Below are 3,567 nucleotides of genomic sequence, written 5' to 3'. Positions count from 1 at the left end.
TCGCGGGCGGGCTCGAGCCAGGCCTTGATGCCTTCGAAGTCGGGGTGATGTCTGGGGTTCTCGTCGATGGGGTAGAGGATGTCCTTGGCGGCCCAGTAGTCCAGGGCAACCGGATCCTGACTGGCGGCCAGGCGGTTGACGCGCGTAGTAGTCACCTCCGGGAATCCCGAAAGCGCCAGGTGTGAGACCCAGATGGCGTCGATGATGTTGAGCACCGGCGTTCGCACCGACACCATCATCTTGCCGCAGGTCTCGCCAAGGCCGGAGTAGTGCCGGTAGTCGAAAAGCTCGCCGCCGCTTGGCATCGACAGGATGCCATAGACGTGCTTGAGCGACGCGGTGATCTCTGAGCCACCGCGGTCATGGTGCTTGAGCACCGGAACGTTGAGCAGCTTGAGGTTCTGGGTGTATCCGCTGCCGGTCCAGATGCCCTCCTTGAGCTCGACTCTGTTGCCGCGGGCGGTGGTGAAGCACGGGTAGGAGACATCCTCGAGGAGCTTGTAGCCGTCGGTGGAGTGATCGGAGCTTTCTATGAAGCTGGCGTTGAGAGGATCGAGCAGGTAGTAGGAGACCCTCGAGTCCGCGATCAGATTGTCGACGACGTAGGTGAAACTGTGGTGGCTCCGGTTGGCGTTGGCGTGGACCGATCCGTCGCGGTAGCGGGTCGTCGCGGCGCACTCGAGGCTGCCGTAGCCCTGGCCGTTCTCGATGATCACGACCTCGCCGGTGAAACCGTCCGGATGATCCAGGAGGATCTGGATGAGGCCACGGATGACGTCGCTGTTCGTGCAGCCACGGTACTTCCACTGTGCGTTGACCTTGATCAGCACGATGTCGTCGGCGGCGATCATGCCCTTGCGGCCGGCGAGTGGATCTTTCTTCCGAGAGCGATAGAACTTGAGACCGCCGGCCGCCATCAGGTAGAGCAGGCAGTCAACACCCAGGTGATGGTTCGGTCCCAGGAGTTTCTTGCGGAAGGGCTGATTGGGTATAGCTCTGACGGAGAAGATGTCGCTGGTGGTGGGGCGGCCCGCCTCGGCGATGGGAGCCAGAGGGCCGAGCATGGAGAGCGCAACGCCGCCGGCCGTCAGCTTGACGACCTCTCGTCGTGTCAGTTCGTCGTAGTGGGCAGCGCTCATGGCGGATCCCGACCGGCCTTCTGCTGAGGTCAAAGCTCAGCCTACGGCTGAGGTCGCGCAGATGCACCGCCCCTTTGGGTGGGCGGTGGGTCAAGACTCGAGGGCGGCGCGAATCGTCCGAGTCAACTCGGCGAGCCGGTACGGTTTCTGGATGAAACCGGCAAGGCCCCGGTCGGCAAACCGGTTCGTCGTATCTTGTTCGGTAAAACCGCTCGAGAGCACGACCTTGGCGTCGCTCTTGATCCGGCGGATCTCGCGGAACGCCTCTTCACCACCCATGGTGGGCATCGCGAGGTCGAGGACAACCAGCACGATCTCGTCCGCGTGCCGGCGGAACATCTCGACCCCTTCCTTGCCGTCTTCGGCGACCAGGACCTTGAAGCCCAGCCGGGAGAGCATCGCGTGGGCTACGGATCGCACCGTAGGTTCGTCGTCGGCCAGCAGAATGGTCCCGTTCCCCTGCCATTCCTCATCGGGCACTGGCTCGGGCGCTCGCTGGGTCGGTGTCTGGTCGCTCGCCGGCAACAGGACACGGATCGTCGTGCCGAGGTTCGGTTCACTTTCCACCCGGATGGCGCCCTTGTGTCCGCGGACGATGCCGAGTACGGCCGCGAGTCCCAAACCGCGGCCCGTGGATTTGGTGGTGAAGAACGGATCGAAGATGTTTTCCCGGGTTTGGCTGTCCATGCCCGCGCCGCTGTCTGTCACCTCCATGTAGACGTAGACTCCGTCGCGAGCCTCGTCGGCTGCGTACCCTTCCGCAAGGTAGTCCCGAGCCCAGTGAACGGATCCGGTCGCGATCGAGATCGTGCCGGCCTTGTCCCCGATCGCCTCCGCCGCGTTGGTCACGAGATTGAGTGCGATCTGCCGAATCTGGGTAACGTCGACTTGGACGGCAGGGAGGTCCTCGGCAAGCTCCAGTGCGACGCGGATCTTCTTGGACACCGAGACCTCGACCAGCTGCGAAATCTCTCTGATGAGCACCGAGAGGTCCGTCGGCTCGACCATGAACTGGCCCTTGCCCGAATAGGCCAGCATCTGATTGGCGAGATCCGCCGCCCGGTCGGCGGCGGTCATGACGTCTTCCAGGTGTTCGCGCGCCGGCGACGAGGAGTCGATGTATTGCAGCGCCAGCTCCGTGCCACCCAGGACGCTTACCAGGAGGTTGTTGAAATCGTGGGCGATACCGCCGGCGAGTACGCCGAGACTCTCGAGCTTCTGTGACTCCCGCATTTGATTCTCGAGCTGGCGCCGTTCTTCTTCCGCCCGGATGCGATCGCTGATGTCCTGCACCATTCCGACCATGCGGGCGGCCTTGCCGCCGTCGTCGCGGTCCACGTGCCCGATGCTGTGCAAGTGCACCACCGCACCCCCGGGCTGTTCGAGCCGGAACTGTACGTTGTAGGGCTCGTCTCGTTTCAGGGCGGCGTTCATGCGTTCGGCGACCCGCTCACGATCCTCGGGATGGACACGCTCGAGAAACGAGGCGGCGTTTGGAGTGAACGTAGCCTCGTCGGTTCCGAGCAGGTTGTGGAGCTCCTGGGTTATCGTGAGCCGATCCCTCGCTACATCCCAGTCCCAACTTGCCACCCGTCCGATGCGCTGCGCCTCCACCAGCAGCGTTTCGCTTTCTTTCAGTGCTTGCTCCGCCAGCTTTCGATCGGTGACGTCGAAGGTCGCGCCGTCCAGCCAGAGCGGAGCCCCGTCCTCTCCGTACTCGGCCCGCCCCTTTTCGTAGACCCATTTTTCTCGACCCTCGGCGGTGACGATCCGGTACTCGAGGACGTACGGTTCCTTGCGCTCGACGGCATCGGCCACGATGCGCCGGACCCTCTCGAGGTCGTCGGGATGCACGAGGCTCGAGTAGGTCCATCCGGCGCCTCCGCGAAAATCACCGGCGGGATATCCGGTCAGTCTCTCCATTTCGTCACTAACGAACTGGACCGACCATTCGTCGTCGGCGTCGCGGCGATAGACCGCTCCTGGGAGGTTGGAGATCAGGGTGCGGAGTCGGCGCTCACTGGCCTCTAGTTCGTCGAAGAGGCGGGCGTTCGCGATGTACCCGGCAAGGCGGGGCGCGAGCAGGCGAACGAGCCGGCGAGTGTCCTCGGGGATGCCGTCGACATTTGGAGAAGCGCAGTTCAGGGTTCCGATGCACTCGCCTTCGTGCGTCAGCGGTACGAGGTAATCGGAAAGATAACCGGCGGCGATGAGCTTGCGGTCGACTTCGTAGTCGGTCGATTCGGCCCGGAGGTCAGATCGGTACCGCGGCTCGCTGCCTTTGACTACCTCGCTCAGGACCGTGCTCGGGAAAGGAAGCACGCCCCCCTGCTCGAGGTCGGCGACTCCCTCCGCGGGCGACGCGAGCCGAAAGGCGACGCCGGACGATTCGATGAGGGCGACCGATGAATGCGGGATGCCCAGCGTT

Annotated in this window: 2 protein-coding genes; both read right to left on the bottom strand. The window is 63.8% G+C overall.

Features of this window, described 5'->3' with window-relative positions; genetic code table 11:
- On the bottom strand, positions 1-1,139 hold a 1,139-nt coding region (locus GY769_17010; protein MCP4203622.1), incomplete at its 3' end, for a DUF362 domain-containing protein.
- Between the two features lie 90 nt (positions 1,140-1,229).
- Positions 1,230-3,567: PAS domain-containing protein (locus GY769_17005; protein MCP4203621.1), on the bottom strand; the 2,338-nt coding region annotated here is incomplete at its 5' end.

The organism is bacterium (genome assembly GCA_024224155.1).
Taxonomy (GTDB): Bacteria; Acidobacteriota; Thermoanaerobaculia; order Multivoradales; family JAHEKO01; genus CALZIK01.
This window is presented reverse-complemented; position numbering and strand designations above follow the sequence as displayed.